This window comes from Pseudomonas sp. DTU12.3 (genome assembly GCF_004124275.1).
GTDB classification, from domain to species: Bacteria; Pseudomonadota; Gammaproteobacteria; order Pseudomonadales; family Pseudomonadaceae; genus Aquipseudomonas; species Aquipseudomonas helmanticensis.
In genome coordinates this window covers 3,052,111-3,066,746 of the sequence record NZ_CP027218.1, presented here as the reverse complement: position 1 = coordinate 3,066,746, position 14,636 = coordinate 3,052,111, and the positions used below count along the sequence as shown (strand labels likewise).

The following is a 14,636-nucleotide window of genomic DNA, read 5'->3' as shown; positions in this document are numbered from 1 at the left end:
GCACCAACTTGCCTACGCCATCAAGGCCACAACCCAGTCGATGAATACCCGCAACTTCAGGCTGACATGCCGGTTTGGCGGATACGCCACGTAGAGCGGCATGGGTTCGAGTTGCCAGTCTTCGAACAAGGGCACCAGTTCACCTCGGGCAACGTGGGCATCGGACATATACGTCGGTAACCAGAGCACGCCCATTCCGGCGAGTCCGGCAGCCAGATAGGCATTGCCGTCATCGACCGCCAACACATGCCGCCCCTTGATTTGTAGATGTTCATCGGCGTTGTGCAAGGCATACGGCAGCGGTTTGCCGGTGCGCGCCCAGAGAAAACCGACCACCCGATGCCGGGAATCTTCCAGCTCCCTTGGGTGCCTGGGCGTGCCTTCGCGAGCCAGATACGCGGGTGCGGCGAATACGCCCAATCGCAGATCTGCGATCCGCCGCGCCATCAGCGATTGATCGAGCAGCTCACCGCCGCGCACCACGCAATCGACGTTCTCATCGATGATGTCGACCATGCGATCGCTGACGCCCATGTCGATCTGGATGTCGGGGTAGCGTCGGTGAAAGTCAGGCAGCGCCGGCATCAGAATGTGCCGGGCGAAAGGACTCGGTACATCGACCCGCAATCGGCCGGAGGGCACTGCCGAGACGCCGGGCAGGCTGGTTTCAGCGTCTTCCATGTCGGCCAGCAATTTGATCACGCGCTCGTAGTAAGCAGCGCCATCAGCGGTGACGTTGACCTTGCGCGTGGTGCGATTGAGCAGCTTGACTCGCAAGCGTGCCTCCAACTGCTGAACCAGTTGCGTCACCGTGGTTTTGCTCATGTGCAGGGTTTCTGCCGCCTTGGTGAAACTCCCCGCCTCGACCACCCGCGCGAAAGCCTGCATTGCATCGAAACGGTCCAAGATTCGCCCCTTGATTGTTTGGGATTCACAAACAGTGAAGGCCAAGCTTGCGCGTTTATCGCTGCCCTGCAAATACCTAAAGTGGCGTCACCACTCAACTGCAGGAGACACCCCATGACGCAGCGCGATGTTGTTTTTCCACCGGCACGCCGCACGCTTTACGAGCGCAACCGCTACTCCCCGGCGCTTCGCTCGAACGGTTTTCTGTTTGTCTCGGGGCAAGTTGGCAGCGGTGAAGACGGCAAGCCTGAAGCGGATCTGCAGAACCAGGTGCGCCAGGCGTTCCACAACCTCAATGCGATTCTCGACGAGGCCGGTTGCAGCTTCGACGACGTGGTCGACGTCACGGTGTTCATTGTCGATCCGCAGACGAAGTTCGAGACGATCTGGAATGTTGTGCTGACAGAGTTCTGGGGCGACGCGCCGCATCCGACCGTGACGGCGGTTGGCGTGACCTGGCTGTATGGATTTGATTTCGAGATCAAGGTGATTGCCAGGCTGCCCGAAGCAGCCTGATCGTCAGATCGATTTGCAGCATGGGTCGCCAGTCTTCAGACTGTCGACCCTTTCGACTTTTCCGCCATCCGTCATGTCAGTTTCATTGCTCAAACCTGCCCTCCCCGGCATCGCCATGCGTCGTTGGCGCTTGTTGCATCGCGTCAAGCAAAGCCACGCCGCGCAGATGTTCAATGTCACCCAATCGACTATTTCCCGCTGGGAAAGCGGCGTGCTGGCGATGGATCCGGCGGCACACTTACAGCTTGAGCAACTGCTGGCCGCGCGTCTCGACACGGCTGCCGACCAGGCCCTCGCCCGGCTGGTCTGCGACAGCGCACGCCCGGTGCACCTGGTCTGCGACCTGACCCACCGTTTGCTGGCCTGCTCTGCGTCCCGCGCCGCACAGTTCACCAGCCCGCTGAGCGAATTGCTCGGGCAATCGCTGTGGCGTTTCGTCACGCCAGAAATCGCCAGCAACGAACTGGCACTCGACACCTTGGGCTGGCGCGAACTGCAGGCACCACCGGCGCTGCAATTCATCACCGGCAGCAACGACTCCGACCTCGTGCCAATTCGCCAGAGCCTGTGCCGCTGGACACGCATTCCCCTGTCCGACGGTACGGCGGCGCGGCTGGTCGAGACACTCTGAACGCATATTTTATGCGTGGACGCTCACCACCATCGGCTCTAGGCTTGCTTCTCGGCTCCACCACCGGGCAAGCTCATGAACCTCGAAAAACTCAGTGGACGCCTCGAGTTCCTGCGTGAAGCGGAAAAACTCAAGGATGTCCTCAGAAGCGCACACACTTCCAGCGGTCGCACCGAGAGCACCGCCGAACACAGCTGGCGTCTGTGCCTGATGGCGATCGTCTTCGCCGATGAACTGGCCGGTCTCGACCTGCTTAAAGTGCTCAAGATGTGTGTCATTCACGACTTGGGCGAGGCGATCAACGGCGACATCCCGGCGGTCGATCAAGCCGCATTCCCCGCCAAGGGCGAACAGGAGCGTAACGACCTCCTGCTACTGACTCGCTCACTCGACGAGACGGTGAGAAACGAAATCCTCGCGTTGTGGGACGACTACGAAAATGCCCTGTCTGCCGAGGCCAAAGCAGTCAAGGCGCTGGACAAACTCGAGACCCTGCTGCAACACACTCAAGGGCAGAACCCGGCCGATTTCGACTACCGCTTCAATCTGACTTACGGCATCAAACACACCAGTACCGAGCCGGTGTTCGCAGCGTTGCGAGCGCTTATCGATCAGGACACCCGAAAAAGGATGAACATGAACCTGACTATTCGCAACGAACAACCCGACGACATCGACACCATCGCTTGACTGACCGCAGCGGCGTTCCAGAAATGAATCACCCTGAGCTGACGTTGCCCGGTGTGCCGCAGGAAAACTTTCAAGTGCTGTCATTCGGCGCTGAGCTGCCTGCCGGAGAAGTGAAATACCACGATGCATTTGTGGCTAGCGAATAAGTATCTGGCTGGCGCGAACTACCGGAAAATATTCCGACACACCCATTTGTTTGCCATTTCAGAGGTCGTCTGTTTGCATGCTCTCCCACATCAGCAGGCAGATCAGGGAGACGAGCGATAACACGCTGAGCAATCCAGCCTTGATGACGCTGGCCTTTGCGCGCGGGAATACGTATAACCTCGCCGTTTCGTCTACCCTGAGCTTGCGCCTTACCTCGCCACTTCAGCTTTTTTGACGCTCACGAAACGGAGAATTCCATGCTCAAACGAACCCTGGCACTGACCGCCGGCCTGGCCCTGTCCTTTAATGCGCTGGTGGCGCAGGCCGCTGACGTTTTGCGGGTCAGCGCGATTCCTGATGAAGCCCCGACTGAACTGCTGCGCAAATTCGAGCCGCTGGGTGCTTATCTGGAGCAGCAGTTGGGCATGAAGGTGCAGTTCGTGCCGGTGGCCGATTATCCGGCAGTGGTTGAAGCCCTGGCGACCGATCGTCTCGACATGGCCTGGCTGGGCGGCTTCACCTTTGTTCAGGCGCGCTTGAAGACCGATGCCACGACGCCGGTGATCCCGTTGGTGCAGCGTGAACAGGATGCGCAATTCACCAGCAAATTCATCACCGCCGACCCGAATGTGCACAGCCTTGCCGACCTCAAGGGCAAGACCTTCGCCTTCGGTTCGGTGTCGTCCACTTCCGGCAGCCTGATGCCGCGCTATTTCATGCTGAAAAACGACGGCATCAAGCCGGAAGCCTATTTCAGCCGTGTCGCCTATTCCGGTGCGCACGACGCCACCGTCGCCTGGGTTCAGGCCGGCAAGGTCGATGCCGGCGTGTTGAACGCCAGCGTCTGGCAAAAACTGGTCGACAGCGGCAAGGTCGACACCAACAAGGTCAAAGTCTTCGCCACCACCCCGACTTACTTCGATTACAACTGGACCGTGCGCGGCACGCTTGATCCGGCACTCGCGGCGAAGATCAAAAAAGCCTTCCTCGACCTCGACCCGGCCAACCCCGAGCAGAAGAAGATTCTTGATCTGCAGGCAGCCAGCCGCTTCATCGACACCAAGCCCGAGAACTACAAGGGCATCGAGGAAGCCGCCCGCGCCGCCGAACTGCTGAAATGACCCTGAGCCTCAACCAGGGCAACCTGCGCCACGCCAACGGAGTCGAGGCCCTGCGTGGCATCGATTTGCAGATTGGCGCTGGCGAACAGGTGGCGATCATCGGTCCGTCCGGGGCCGGCAAATCGAGTTTGCTCAATCTGCTGGCCACCGCGTTGCGACCGAGCAGCGGCGAGATCGAAGTGCTTGGCGAACGCGCCTGGCACTTGTCCGCCGGCCAACGCCAACGTCTGCGTGCGCGTATCGGCCTGGTGCATCAGGCGCCGCCGCTGCCGCCGCGCCAGCGTGTGGTGACCGCCGTGCTGGCCGGTAAACTCGGCCAGTGGAGCCTAGGCAAAAGCCTGCTGAACCTGATGCATCCGCTGGACGTCGCCGGTGCTCGCGCGGTATTGGCGCGACTGGATCTCGGCGACAAACTGTTCGCCCATTGCCAGCAACTGTCCGGCGGCCAATTGCAGCGCGTCGGCATCGCCCGGGTGCTGTATCAGGCGCCACAAATCCTGCTCGCCGATGAACCAGTGTCGGCGATGGACCCGGTGATGGCCGGGCACACCCTGTCGATCCTGTCGCGGCATGCCCGCGAGCACAACGTCACGCTGGTGGCGAGCCTGCATGCTGTCGATCTGGCGTTGTCGCACTTTCCACGCATCATCGGTTTGCGCGACGGTCAGATCTTTTTCGATAGCCCTTCCGGGCAAGTCAGCGCGGACATGCTCGACGCCTTGTACGCCAACGAAAAACTGCAATCGCCGACCACTGCGGTCGCGCCGCTGACTGTGCAGATTCCACGATGCTGAGCGCCGATTCACGCGATCCCGCCGCATGGCCGCGACTGTTGCTGAGCGTTTTGGCGATCGCCTTGTTGTGGCCGGGGATCCAGCTCAGTGAACTGAACCTCGGCGTGTTGCTGCAAGATGACAGCCGCAGCGAGATGGGCCGCTTCGTGTCGGCGTTCTGGCCACCGGCGCACGATCAAGCGTTCTTGCAACTGTTGCTCAAAGCCACGTTGCAAACCCTCGCCATCGCCACTGCCGGCATGGCCTTGGCCCTGCTGCTGGCGGTGCCGGCCGGGCTGCTGGCGAGTCGCGCGCTGTCGTTGTCCGCCGCCTCGCGCGGTGGCGTGCCGAGCGCCATGGGCCGGTTGTTGCGCTGGCCGATTCGCGGCTTGCTGATCTTCCTGCGCAGCGTGCCGGAGATTGTCTGGGCGCTGTTGTTTGTCCGCGCGGTCGGCCTCGGGCCGGCGGCGGGCGTGCTGGCCATCGCCATCACCTACAGCGGCATGCTCGGCAAGGTCTACGCGGAGATTTTCGAATCCACCGATCAGCGCCCGGCCCACGCCTTGCTGCAATCGGGCAGCGGCCGGCTGGCGAGTTTTGCCTACGGCATCGTGCCCAATGTCGCGGCGGAATTGCTCTCGTACACGGTCTATCGCTGGGAATGCGCAATCCGCGCTTCCGTGGTGATGGGTTTTGTCGGTGCGGGTGGGCTCGGCCAGCAGATCGATCTGTCGATCCGCATGTTTGCCGGCGGTGAAGTCGCCAGCATGCTGCTGACCTTCCTGGTATTGGTGCTGGCCGCCGACCAGCTCAGTCGCTTGTTGCGCTGGAGGCTGGCATGAACCGGCTGATCAATCTGGCGCTGATCATCGGCATCGTCGCGGCGGTGATTGCCTCGTTCAGCTATCTGGGCCTCGATCTCGGCGAGCTGAGCAGCGCCAACAGCCTGAAGCAGATGGGCGCTTACGTGCAGCGCTTTCTCAGCCCGGACTTGAGCGCCGGTTACCTGCAAGCGATTGTTCACGGGTCGCTGGAAACCCTCGCCATGTCGGCCCTCGGCACCCTGCTCGCGGCAGTGTTGGGGATTATCCTCGCCCTGCCCGCCGCCGGCCGTTTCGGCTGGCCGCTGCAAAGCGTTTCGCGCCTGTTGCTCAATGGTTTGCGGGCGATTCCGGAACTGGTCTGGGCGGCATTGATGGTGCTCGCTGCCGGGCTCGGGCCGAATGCCGGCACCCTCGCTCTCGCCCTGCACACCACGGGCGTGCTCGGCCGTCTGTTTGCCGAGGCACTGGAAAACACCCCGCCGCAACCTGCCGAAGCGATTCGTTTGCAAGGCGGCAATCCACTTCTGGCGTTCTGCTACGGCACCTTGCCGAACCTGACGCCACAACTGCTCGCCTACATTCTGTACCGCTGGGAAAACAACATCCGCATGGCCAGCGTGCTGGGTTTTGTCGGCGCAGGCGGATTGGGGCAGATGCTCTATGTGAGCCTCAGCCTGTTTCAGGAGGCGCAAGCCAGCACGGTGATCCTGGCGATGCTGTTGCTGGTATTGGCAGTGGATTCGCTGAGTGCCTGGAGCCGGCAGCGCTGGGTCAAGGCGTAAAACACCCCGCCTCGATCATTCGTGCAATCCGCTCAACGTCGGCAAGCGCGCTACCCGGACAGCGCGCTTGCCGGTCGCTTAGTGCGGTGCGCGCGGGATGGTTTTCATCAGGTCTTCAGGGCTGATGTGGCCGACCACGCTGCCCGGTTGCGGCAGGTTGAGGATGTGCCCCTTCATTTTGCCGATGATGTGCATCTCGCACGGTTTGCAGTCGAATTTCAGCGTCAGTACTTCATCGCCGTGAATCAACTGCATCGGCGCGACCTTGGTGCGCACGCCGGTCACGCCTTTGGCCTGTTTCGGGCACAGGTTGAAGGAGAAGCGCAGGCAGTGCTTGGTGATCATCACCGGCACTTCACCCGCCTCCTCGTGAGCTTCGTAAGCAGCGTCGATCAGCTTCACGCCGTGACGGTGATAGAAGTCGCGAGCCTTCTGGTTGTAGACGTTGGCAAGGAACGTCAGGTGCGAATCCGGGTACACCGGCGGCGGACTGGTTTCGGCTTTGCGGCTGCCACGCGGGTGAGCGGAAACACGGGCAGCGGTGAGGTTCTCGATCACTTCACGGCGCAGGGCTTTGAGCTGTGAGTTGGGGATGAAGAACGCCTCTGGCGCATCCAGTTTGATGTCGGTGGCGTGGTACTGCGTGGTGCCGAGTTGACCGAGCAGATCGCGCAGTTGTTCCAGCGCTTGCTCAGGCTTGTTGGCCACACCGAACGGCCCGTCGAGGGTGACGCTGGCGCTGATGCCTTCCTCGCTGGTGGCGGTCACTTCCAGCTGTTGTTCACGCAGACGCGCAACCCAGCTGAGGGCCACGCGACGCTCCGAAGAAGTCTTTTGCAGTGCCTGTTGCCAGTTGTGATCGAGATTGCGATTCAACGGATGATTCGGGCGCAGCTTGTACAGGCCTTCGGGCATTTCGTTCGGCTCGACACGGTAGCGGTAACGCTTCTCGCCGTCTTCCTCGAACTCGCCTTTGGCCTCGGCGATGTTGGCGCGGTAACCGACCACTTCGCGTTTGACCAAGACGTTCAGGCCGTCACCGTTGGACAGCGGCTCGTGGGTCACCACTTGCATGTCACGCTTGGCAACTTTCTCGACGATGCCGACCGGTAGCCCGGTGAAGGTTGGCGAATCGAAGGCGCCGATGTCGATCTTGCGGTCGGTGACGAAGTAATCGGTGCTGCCACGGTGGAAGGTCTTTTCCGGGTCGGGCAGGAAGAAATGCGCGGTGCGACCGCTGGAAGCGCGGGCCAGATCCGGGCGATCTTCAAGGACGTCGTCGAGGCGCTGGCGGTAATAGGCGGTGATGTTCTTCACATAGCCCATGTCCTTGTAGCGACCTTCGATCTTGAACGAACGCACACCGGCTTCGACCAAGGCGCGGATGTTGGCGCTCTGGTTGTTGTCCTTCATCGACAGCAGGTGTTTTTCGTAGGCGATCACGCCACCCTTTTCGTCTTTCAGGGTGTACGGCAAGCGGCAGGCCTGCGAGCAGTCGCCACGGTTGGCGCTGCGCCCGGTCTGCGCGTGGGAAATATTGCACTGGCCGGAGAAGGCCACGCACAACGCGCCGTGGATGAAGAACTCGACGGCGGCGTCGGTTTCATCGGCGATCGCACGGATTTCCTGCAGGTTCAGCTCACGGGCCAACACCAATTGCGAGAAACCGGCCTGATCGAGGAACTTCGCCCGCTCAAGGGTGCGAATGTCGGTCTGGGTCGAGGCATGCAGCTCGATCGGCGGAATGTCCAGCTCCATCACGCCCAGATCCTGGACGATCAGCGCATCGACACCGGCGTCGTACAGCTGATGGATCAGCTTGCGCGCCGGCTCCAGTTCGTTGTCGTGCAGGATCGTGTTGATCGTGGTGAAGATGCGCGCGTGGTAACGACGGGCGAATTCGACCAGCTCGGCGATCTCGCCGACTTCGTTGCAGGCGTTGTGGCGTGCACCGAAGCTCGGGCCGCCGATGTACACGGCGTCGGCGCCGTGGAGGATCGCCTCACGGGCGATGGCGACATCGCGCGCAGGGCTGAGCAATTCCAGATGATGCTTGGGCAAGGACATAGTTTTTTTAGTCAGGCTGTCACGGTAGGAGCGCATTCTACCCCTGAAACGCGCGCCCGGCACGCCTCTGCTGCCCGATGGCTGGCGTCGCGCCACAGATGTCCGCCCTCTATCGACGATGACGCGCCGGCGAAGCTGCACTTACAATGCGCGGACCTTTTGCATCGGCCCGCCCATGGACATCGACCTCGCTCGCACCTTCCTCGAAATCGTCCGCCACGGCAGCCTCGCCGCCGCCGCGCAGAAGCTCTTCGTCACGCAAACGGCAATCACCGCGCGGGTGCAGAAACTCGAAAGCCAGTTGGGCAGCACGTTGTTCGTGCGCAACCGCGCCGGGGCGAAACTGACGCCCAATGGCGAGGCTTTCGTCGTCTACGCCAATCAACTGGTGCAGACCTGGGAAGCGGCGCGCCGCGATCTGCCACTGCCCGAGGGCTATCACAACGTGCTGCACATCGGCGGCGAAGTCAGCCTGTGCAACCCGCTGATGCTCAGTTGGGCTGCCGAACTGCGCGAGAAGATCCCCGGGCATGCCCTGCGCATGGAAATCCGCGACGGCGAAAACCTCCTGCGCCAGCTCGAACTCGGCGTACTCGATGCGGCGCTGGTCTATCAGCCGGAATACTGGCCGGGCCTGCAGGTCGAGCAAGTGCTGGAGGAAAAACTGATTCTGGTGCGTGCGCCCGAGCGCCCGGAACCTTACGTCTATATCGACTGGGGCCCGGATTTCCGCCGTCAGCACGACGCTGCCCTGCCGGAAAAAGCCAAGGCTGCGCTGAGTTTCAACCTCGGCCCGCTGGCCCTGCAATACATTCTCGAACACGGCGGCAGCGGCTATTTCCGCACCCGCGTCGTGCGCACCTATCTGGAGAGCGGCGCCCTCGAAGCCGTGACCAAAGCCCCGGAATTCAGCTATCCGACTTACCTGGTGTACTCGCGCGACCGCGACTCGGCGATCCTGCAACAAGCCTTTGACCTGCTGCGCGAAGTGATCAAGGCCGATGACGACTGGTCGCAGCGCTGGAACCCGTTGAGTTGAGGCGGCTGCTTTGCACCGGAACATGGCGTATGTGACCTCAAGGTCCGGCCTGCACAAACGGCCGGATCGGCTAATCTGCCGGGTATAACCACAATACCGACAGGTGATTGCAGTGAGGCAGACCACCGAGGCATTTCGCAGCCGCTACCGCGCGGCCATTCATCCGTTGTACAACCCGTGGCTGCATGGCGCTTTCGTGCTGCTGTTCGGTGTGTTGGCCATCGGCGTGTTCTGGAGCAGCGTGCACCAGGTCAACTGGCTGGAATGGCTTACGGTGCCGCTGACGCTGTTGTTCTTCAACTTCGGCGTGTACACGGTGCATCGCCATCTCGGCCATCACAAAAAAGCCTTTGCCAAACTGTTCTATGCACGCCACGCCGGCGACCATCACAGCTTTTTCACCCCCGGCCACATGACTTACGACAGCGCTCGCGACTGGCGGGTGATTCTGTTTCCGGCATGGCTGATCGTCGTCCATACGCTGCTGATCACTTTGCCGTTGTGGTGGCTGTTCGCGCAGTTCAACGGCAACGTCGCCGGGCTGTTTGGCGGTTGCATGGTGCTCGGCTACCTGACTTATGAAGTGTTTCATGCCGGCGAACACCTGCCGCCGAGCAACCCGCTGACGCGCCTGCCGTGGATCCGTCAGATGCGCCGCCTGCACGAACTGCATCACCGTCGCGAGCGCATGCAGGAGCGCAATTTCAATATCGTCCTGCCGTTGATGGACTACCTGTTCGGCACCCTGTACTGGGAACCGGAACCCGCCCCTTTGAGCTATTCGAGAATGCCCATGACCCGCATGCAGCACCAGATCGATATCGCCGGCGAACCGGTTGCCGTGCTCGCCTATGCCGCCAGCGTCAGTCGCTGGCCGGAATGGCACCCGTCGTCCTTGCGAATCGACGGCGCACAAGGCCCGCTGCATGCCGGTGCGCATTTCGAAGAGGACATCAATGCTGGCGGACGCGAAGGTCATTTGCGCTGGGAAGTCACGGAGTACTTGCCTGGCCGCCGCTGGTGCGCGCGGGCTCAGGGCGATCATGGTTTGTCGTTGCTGCTGACTTACGAGTGCGCAGCCGAGGCTGGCGGTACGCGGTTTGTGCGCACGCTGGATTACCGCTTTGACGGCCTCGGCATGCGCATTGCCAATCAGTTGTTGCTGAAGCGGCGTATCGATCGCGAATCGGCCGCCTCGATGCTGGCGCTGCGCGACATGGCCACGCAATACCTGGCTGCGGCGAGGGCCAGCGCGTGAGGCTGCGGCATGTTTTTTTGCTGCTGATCATTATCGTCGGGGCTTTTCTGCTGTTGATGCCGACCAGAGTCGAACCGGTGGCCTGGACGCCGCAGCCGGCGCCTTCGTTGACGGCGGGGGTCTACGCCGAAAACCAGCGCCTCAAAGGCGTGGCGCAGGTCGGGCCGAGCGATATCGAAGGCCCGGAAGCGTTGTTGCTGGAAGAGGACTTCCTGATCACCGGCCTGCATGACGGCCGACTGATTCGCACCAGCCTCGACGGCACGCAGCGCAAGGTGCTGGCCGATACCGGCGGGCGACCGCTGGGTCTCGCGCGCCATCCCAACGGGTTGCTGGTGATTGCCGATGGCGTCAAAGGTTTGCTGTCTCTGGATGCTCAGGGACAGTTGATAGCGCTGACCAAGAGTGCCAATGGCGTCGACTTCGGTTTTACCGATGACGTCGCCATCGATAAATCCGGGCATTACGCCTATTTCAGCGATGCTTCCAGCCGCTGGGGCTACGGCCATGACGGCGAGGCCATCATCGAGCATGGCGGCGACGGGCGCCTGCTGCGCTATGACTTTCAGAGCGGTAAAACCAGCGTGTTGCTGGACAAGCTGGAGTTCGCCAACGGCGTGACCCTCGGCCCGGATGACGCCTATGTACTGGTCAATGAAACCGGCGCCTATCGCATCAGCCGTTACTGGCTGAGCGGGCCGAAAGCCGGCACCCATGACCTGTTTATCGACAACCTGCCGGGGCTGCCGGACAACCTCGCGTTCAATGGCAGCAACCGTTTTTGGGTGGCGTTGTATGCGCCGCGCAACGCCCTGCTCGATGCCACTGCCGGGCATCCCTTCGTGCGCAAGATGATTGTGCGGGCGTTGAGCGTGTTGCCGAAACCGGTGGAGAAACGCGGGTTTGCGCTGGGGCTGGATCTGGACGGCAAGGTGATTGCCAATCTGCAGGATGCGAGCAGCGGCAATTACTCGCCGATTACCACGGTGCGCGAGTATGGGCAGTGGTTGTATTTCGGCTCGCTGAAGGCGACGCATATGGCGCGGATGCCGTTGGATGCGGCCCTGAAGTGAACCTGCCGGAGTGGAGTTGATTGACCGGCCCCATCGCTGGCAAGCCAGCTCCCACAGGGTTATTTGCCGTTCACAAATATCGCGTAGAACGCCCTACCTGTGGGCTGGCTTGCCAGCGATAGCGGTCTGTCAGTTACTGGACTTGTCGAACTTGTCCGGATCTTCGTCTTCCGGCAATTCCTCATCCGGCTCTTCAGGGTTGGCCGTGGTATGCGCCGGGCTGTTGGGTTCGGGATGGGTGGGAACCGGGTCGAATGCGCCCTGCTCTTCACTGGGGAATTTGGGATCGTTCATAAGGCACCTCGCAAAGAGTCAGTATAGGAAGACTCTGTACATTCGAGGTGCCGGTCGTGGGCGTCGTTCCAGTCAATTCACCACCGGGGGTCGGTGGCGCGACTGGCGGTCAGGTACGGGCCTGCAGTTGCTCGACGATCTTGTCTTTGACTTGCAAGCGCTTCTCTTTGAGTTTTTTCAGCGTGTCGTCGCTGGGCGCATCCGAAGTCGCCGTCTCGGCCTTGACGACGTCGGCGTCTGCCTGGGAATACTTGTTGATCAGTGCGTCCAGATGTGGATCCGCGGTGCGTTTTTGCTGGATCTCTTCCTTCGTCAGTTTCAAATCCTGTAACAAGTCATGGGTCACCGGCATGGAACACCTCCGTCAGTTGATCGGCAGCCAACGCGACCGATGCGCTGGCCAGTTATCAGAATGGCCTCGGTTGCCCGGTTCTGTCGACCACCTGTCAGACCAGCGGTGTCCGTTCGTCGCCCTGTCGCAAATGCGATAAAACCTTTGTTCGCGCAATTCCCTCCATTGCATAACACCCATAAAAACCTGCGTGGAGATACACCAATGGACGGATTCAAACTGCGTCATCTGGTTCTGGCTGTCGCTTTGAGCAGCGGCATGGGCAGCGCTTTCGCCGCCACTGACAACGATTTTGTCGATAACGCCGCTGCCGGCGGGATTGCCGAGATCGAAGCGAGCCGTCTGGCCCTGGAAAAAAGTTCGTCGGCCGACATCAAGGCTTTCGCCAACATGATGATCACTGACCATGGCAAGGCCAACGACGAGCTGGCCAGCATTGCCAAGGCCAACGACATCGAAGTCCCCGACAGCACGACGCTGGTCAAGCAGGCCAAGGAAAAGATCCTCGACATGCGCGATGAATCCTTCGATGCGGCCTACGCCAACAACCAGGTCAAGGCCCACGAAGAAACCATCGAGTTGTTCAAGAAACAAGCCAACACCGTGACCGACGACAAGGTCAAAGGCGCCACCGAACTCAAGGGCTTCGCGCAGAAAATGCTCCCGGGGCTGGAAAAACACTTGGCGGCAGCGAAAGAGCTGCAAGCCAAACATCCGAGCAAATAATCCCTCTGTTTCGTCACAAAAAAGGCCGCATCCTCGGATGCGGCCTTTGTTTATCTGCGCAAATCAACCGCCATCGGTATCGATATCCGCATCCGTCTCCTCATCCGGGCTGGCCCGGTCAGGCTGCGGCTTGAAGCCCGGACTGAACTCGTTGTCGTTGTCCGTGTGCCGGTTCTTCTGATCCACCGCCGGATCGGCGCTTTGCACCTGATCGTCTTCGCCCTGTGGCAGGGTCGGCGCGGGTTGCCCCGGAACCTGCGGGTCAATCGCCGGATCATTGCGATTGATCGGCTCGGCGGATTGATTTTGCGGATTTTTCGATTGCTCGTTCATGGCCACCTCGTTCGTCAAAGCCAGCGCGACTGCAACCAGCCGGGCCTTGAAGATTCGAAGCCTGTATCGCGCCAACGTTCAAAACATCGCCGCTCGCCTTCTCGCCGACTAGAGTTAGCAAAGTCTTTCTTGCGCCAAATCAAAAATATCCGCGCCGGAAGGAACAACTATTTCATACGGCAAATGTCATTGAATTCGCGCCGCTCATATTTTATCGATCGGCCCCCCATTCGCTACGGAGCAACAGGCACATGGCAGCACTGCAGAACAGCACCCTCGACGCGCTGAAAAAACAACAAACGCAACTGCTGAACGAATGGATCAGCGGCCTCGAAGCCAGCGGCGCCACGCGCAACCTCAAGGATCACGACATCCAGCAACAGACTACCGAGTTCCTGCAGCTGGTGGTCAGTGGCATCGAGAACGACAATGGCACCAACATCGCCGCGCCGGGCTGGGAAAGCACCCGCCAGTTTCTCGAAAAGCTCTCGCACAGTCGTGCCCTGCTCGGCCAGGACTCGCAACAGACCGCGAGCTTCATCTTTGCCCTCAAAGGCCCGCTGTTCAATCTGCTGCAAGCGCACTACAAAGAACAACCGGCACTGCTCGCTGAACAACTCTGGGAAGTCTCGGAGCTGCTCGATGCATTCGGCCTGCACACCATCCGCACTTTCCAGAAATCCCGCGAAGCGGTGATCAAGCGTCAGCAGGAAGAACTGCTGGAACTGTCGACCCCGGTGGTCAAACTGTGGGACGGCGTGCTGGCGCTACCGATGATCGGCACCCTCGACTCGCAACGTACGCAAGTGGTGATGGAGTCGTTGCTGCAACGCATCGTCGACACCGGTTCGGAAATCGCCATCATCGATATCACCGGCGTGCCGACCGTTGACACCCTCGTCGCCCAGCACCTGCTGAAAACCGTCACCGCGATCCGCCTGATGGGCGCTGATTGCATCATCAGCGGCGTGCGTCCGCAAATCGCGCAGACCATCGTCCACCTCGGCCTCGACCTGCAAGGCGTGGTGACCAAGGCCAATCTGGCCGACGCGCTGAAACTGGCCCTGACCCGCCTGGGTATCAGCCTCGTCAAGACGGTTTAAG

General features: G+C 60.9%; 18 protein-coding genes. 13 read left to right on the top strand and 5 right to left on the bottom strand.

The window, feature by feature from the left end; translation table 11 throughout:
- Positions 1–12: 12 nt before the first annotated feature.
- Positions 13–906, bottom strand: a complete 894-nt coding sequence (locus tag C2E19_RS14075) for a LysR family transcriptional regulator (protein WP_129393232.1) — start codon at positions 904–906, stop codon at positions 13–15.
- A gap of 114 nt (positions 907–1,020) precedes the next feature.
- Here C2E19_RS14075 and C2E19_RS14070 point away from each other — a divergent pair, with 114 nt between their 5' ends.
- From C2E19_RS14070 to phnE, 8 genes are all read left to right on the top strand, one after another.
- A complete protein-coding gene (locus tag C2E19_RS14070) occupies positions 1,021–1,422 on the top strand; it encodes a RidA family protein (RefSeq protein ID WP_129393229.1) in 402 nt (133 codons plus the stop codon).
- Positions 1,423–1,495: 73 nt separating this feature from the next.
- On the top strand, positions 1,496–2,053 hold the full coding sequence (locus tag C2E19_RS14065) for a DNA-binding transcriptional regulator (protein WP_129393226.1): 558 nt from the start codon (positions 1,496–1,498) through the stop codon (positions 2,051–2,053).
- A 75-nt stretch (positions 2,054–2,128) separates the two neighbouring features.
- On the top strand, positions 2,129–2,743 hold the full coding sequence (locus C2E19_RS14060; RefSeq protein WP_129393223.1) for an HD domain-containing protein: 615 nt from the start codon (positions 2,129–2,131) through the stop codon (positions 2,741–2,743).
- A gap of 23 nt (positions 2,744–2,766) precedes the next feature.
- Complete coding sequence (locus tag C2E19_RS29180; RefSeq protein ID WP_256661302.1) at positions 2,767–2,889, top strand: hypothetical protein; 123 nt, start codon at positions 2,767–2,769, stop codon at positions 2,887–2,889.
- Positions 2,890–3,147: 258 nt separating this feature from the next.
- On the top strand, positions 3,148–4,011 hold the full coding sequence (locus C2E19_RS14050) for a putative selenate ABC transporter substrate-binding protein (protein ID WP_129393220.1): 864 nt from the start codon (positions 3,148–3,150) through the stop codon (positions 4,009–4,011).
- Positions 4,008–4,805, top strand: a complete 798-nt coding sequence (locus tag C2E19_RS14045; protein WP_129393217.1) for a phosphonate ABC transporter ATP-binding protein — start codon at positions 4,008–4,010, stop codon at positions 4,803–4,805. Before C2E19_RS14050 ends, C2E19_RS14045 begins: the two co-directional genes overlap by 4 nt.
- Positions 4,799–5,626, top strand: coding sequence for an ABC transporter permease (locus C2E19_RS14040; RefSeq protein WP_129393214.1), 828 nt, complete (start codon positions 4,799–4,801; stop codon positions 5,624–5,626). The genes C2E19_RS14045 and C2E19_RS14040 overlap by 7 nt, the downstream gene beginning before the upstream one ends.
- Positions 5,623–6,390 carry a phosphonate ABC transporter, permease protein PhnE gene (gene phnE, locus C2E19_RS14035; protein WP_129393210.1) on the top strand — a complete coding sequence of 256 codons (768 nt, stop codon included), beginning with the start codon at positions 5,623–5,625 and terminating at the stop codon, positions 6,388–6,390. Before C2E19_RS14040 ends, phnE begins: the two co-directional genes overlap by 4 nt.
- A gap of 78 nt (positions 6,391–6,468) precedes the next feature.
- On the opposite strand, the gene C2E19_RS14030 is transcribed toward phnE, so the two are convergent.
- Positions 6,469–8,457: a U32 family peptidase gene (locus tag C2E19_RS14030; RefSeq protein WP_129393207.1), complete on the bottom strand. Its 1,989-nt coding sequence runs from the start codon at positions 8,455–8,457 to the stop codon at positions 6,469–6,471.
- A 175-nt stretch (positions 8,458–8,632) separates the two neighbouring features.
- On the opposite strand from C2E19_RS14030, the gene C2E19_RS14025 reads away from it, so the two are divergent.
- From C2E19_RS14025 to C2E19_RS14015, 3 genes are all read left to right on the top strand, one after another.
- Positions 8,633–9,496: a LysR family transcriptional regulator gene (locus C2E19_RS14025; protein WP_129393204.1), complete on the top strand. Its 864-nt coding sequence runs from the start codon at positions 8,633–8,635 to the stop codon at positions 9,494–9,496.
- Positions 9,497–9,608: 112 nt separating this feature from the next.
- The gene (locus C2E19_RS14020) at positions 9,609–10,754 is read left to right on the top strand and encodes an SRPBCC family protein (protein ID WP_129393201.1); all 1,146 of its coding nucleotides are present in this window, start codon (positions 9,609–9,611) and stop codon (positions 10,752–10,754) included.
- A gap of 56 nt (positions 10,755–10,810) precedes the next feature.
- Positions 10,811–11,827 (top strand): SMP-30/gluconolactonase/LRE family protein, encoded by a 1,017-nt coding sequence (locus C2E19_RS14015; protein ID WP_372238482.1) that lies wholly within the window; start codon positions 10,811–10,813, stop codon positions 11,825–11,827.
- 129 nt (positions 11,828–11,956) lie between these two features.
- Here the strand turns inward: C2E19_RS14015 and C2E19_RS28995 are convergent, their stop codons facing one another.
- Positions 11,957–12,121 carry a hypothetical protein gene (locus C2E19_RS28995; protein ID WP_164979429.1) on the bottom strand — a complete coding sequence of 55 codons (165 nt, stop codon included), beginning with the start codon at positions 12,119–12,121 and terminating at the stop codon, positions 11,957–11,959.
- A 109-nt stretch (positions 12,122–12,230) separates the two neighbouring features.
- Complete coding sequence (locus C2E19_RS14010) at positions 12,231–12,473, bottom strand: YdcH family protein (RefSeq protein WP_129393195.1); 243 nt, start codon at positions 12,471–12,473, stop codon at positions 12,231–12,233.
- A gap of 204 nt (positions 12,474–12,677) precedes the next feature.
- Here C2E19_RS14010 and C2E19_RS14005 point away from each other — a divergent pair, with 204 nt between their 5' ends.
- Positions 12,678–13,199 (top strand): DUF4142 domain-containing protein, encoded by a 522-nt coding sequence (locus tag C2E19_RS14005; protein ID WP_129393192.1) that lies wholly within the window; start codon positions 12,678–12,680, stop codon positions 13,197–13,199.
- 63 nt (positions 13,200–13,262) lie between these two features.
- Here the strand turns inward: C2E19_RS14005 and C2E19_RS14000 are convergent, their stop codons facing one another.
- Entirely contained in the window at positions 13,263–13,532 is a 270-nt protein-coding gene (locus C2E19_RS14000) for a hypothetical protein (protein WP_129393189.1), read from the bottom strand.
- 251 nt (positions 13,533–13,783) lie between these two features.
- Here C2E19_RS14000 and C2E19_RS13995 point away from each other — a divergent pair, with 251 nt between their 5' ends.
- Complete coding sequence (locus C2E19_RS13995; protein ID WP_129393186.1) at positions 13,784–14,635, top strand: STAS domain-containing protein; 852 nt, start codon at positions 13,784–13,786, stop codon at positions 14,633–14,635.
- Position 14,636: the final 1 nt, after the last annotated feature.

Coding starts and splice junctions, on each gene's coding strand:
- C2E19_RS14010 (WP_129393195.1), bottom strand. CDS start 12,473: ATGCCGGTGACCCATGACTTGTTACAGGATTTGAAACTGACGAAGGAA.
- C2E19_RS14025 (WP_129393204.1), top strand. CDS start 8,633: ATGGACATCGACCTCGCTCGCACCTTCCTCGAAATCGTCCGCCACGGC.
- C2E19_RS14070 (WP_129393229.1), top strand. CDS start 1,021: ATGACGCAGCGCGATGTTGTTTTTCCACCGGCACGCCGCACGCTTTAC.
- C2E19_RS28995 (WP_164979429.1), bottom strand. CDS start 12,121: ATGAACGATCCCAAATTCCCCAGTGAAGAGCAGGGCGCATTCGACCCG.
- phnE (WP_129393210.1), top strand. CDS start 5,623: ATGAACCGGCTGATCAATCTGGCGCTGATCATCGGCATCGTCGCGGCG.
- C2E19_RS14030 (WP_129393207.1), bottom strand. CDS start 8,457: ATGTCCTTGCCCAAGCATCATCTGGAATTGCTCAGCCCTGCGCGCGAT.
- C2E19_RS14060 (WP_129393223.1), top strand. CDS start 2,129: ATGAACCTCGAAAAACTCAGTGGACGCCTCGAGTTCCTGCGTGAAGCG.
- C2E19_RS29180 (WP_256661302.1), top strand. CDS start 2,767: ATGAATCACCCTGAGCTGACGTTGCCCGGTGTGCCGCAGGAAAACTTT.
- C2E19_RS14065 (WP_129393226.1), top strand. CDS start 1,496: ATGTCAGTTTCATTGCTCAAACCTGCCCTCCCCGGCATCGCCATGCGT.
- C2E19_RS14040 (WP_129393214.1), top strand. CDS start 4,799: ATGCTGAGCGCCGATTCACGCGATCCCGCCGCATGGCCGCGACTGTTG.
- C2E19_RS14015 (WP_372238482.1), top strand. CDS start 10,811: ATGCCGACCAGAGTCGAACCGGTGGCCTGGACGCCGCAGCCGGCGCCT.
- C2E19_RS14050 (WP_129393220.1), top strand. CDS start 3,148: ATGCTCAAACGAACCCTGGCACTGACCGCCGGCCTGGCCCTGTCCTTT.
- C2E19_RS14005 (WP_129393192.1), top strand. CDS start 12,678: ATGGACGGATTCAAACTGCGTCATCTGGTTCTGGCTGTCGCTTTGAGC.
- C2E19_RS14045 (WP_129393217.1), top strand. CDS start 4,008: ATGACCCTGAGCCTCAACCAGGGCAACCTGCGCCACGCCAACGGAGTC.
- C2E19_RS13995 (WP_129393186.1), top strand. CDS start 13,784: ATGGCAGCACTGCAGAACAGCACCCTCGACGCGCTGAAAAAACAACAA.
- C2E19_RS14000 (WP_129393189.1), bottom strand. CDS start 13,532: ATGAACGAGCAATCGAAAAATCCGCAAAATCAATCCGCCGAGCCGATC.